The 905-nt window shown below is 39.7% G+C and carries 1 protein-coding gene; it reads right to left on the reverse strand.

What is annotated here, in order from left to right:
* Window positions 1-731, reverse strand: a 731-nt coding sequence (locus A3762_RS20370) for a phage integrase N-terminal SAM-like domain-containing protein (RefSeq protein ID WP_197469442.1), incomplete at its 3' end; no start/stop codon positions are given.
* Window positions 732-905 lie beyond the last annotated feature (174 nt).

Below are 905 nucleotides of genomic sequence, written 5' to 3' on the forward strand. Positions count from 1 at the left end.
AAGATACCTGCTTGCGATACGGCTAGTTTTAGCGCTTTGCGAATTACAGAAGGGTGAAGATGATGCCGGCATTCTATCTTAGAGATCGGGTGGAGGCAGGTTGTTGTAGAAGGAAAAAGGAACGCCCAACCTGGTGATCGAAAAGCATTTGGATACTTCCTCCCTAAAGCCGGAGGCATGGAACTTCCTATCCCTAATAAATTGTCGTTCTTTTGAACTACTATGGCTTGTTCAATTAGTTGACGTACCGCGCCAAATAATCGTGGGCTAAGCAGAGTAACTCGATCTTTATTTTCTTTTGAATTAATGATTCTCAGAGCGTTTTGATCAAAGTCGATATCGTGTAATCGAAGATTTAGGCACTCAGAAACTCTTAACCCACTCCCATACATTAGTGCAACAGCTAGTTTGTTTCCGTCTTTGAGTTGTTTTAGGACTGTTTGGACTTCGAGTTCAGACAAAACAAGAGGCAGACTGCGTTGCTTCGTCGCTAATGTAAATCCAATTTCCCCAAGTGGCTGCTTCAGAACTTTGTCATACATAAATACAAGAGCGTTAAGAGCTGACTTTTGTGTGTTTACTGCTACATGTCGATCGACTGCTAAGAAGGTCAAAAATGACTTTACTTCTTCAGTGCCAAGATTTTGGGGGTGTTGTTTATTATTGAAGTAGATGAATTGTCTTATCCAACCGAGGTAAGACTTCTCAGTTTTGTAGCTGTAACCACGCAATCGAATTTCATTTTGAATTGATTTNAAAAAAGGACTTGGCATGATAATAAGAAAACAGAAACTTTGCTCGTTTTTATCCCTTTGATAATAATATTGTGCTCGTTTTGTCGCCTAGGTTTCGTTAAAACGACAATAAAAACAGTAGGTTAGAAATATAACAGGTGCGTATACGAG

This window comes from Oleiphilus sp. HI0125 (assembly GCF_001635355.1).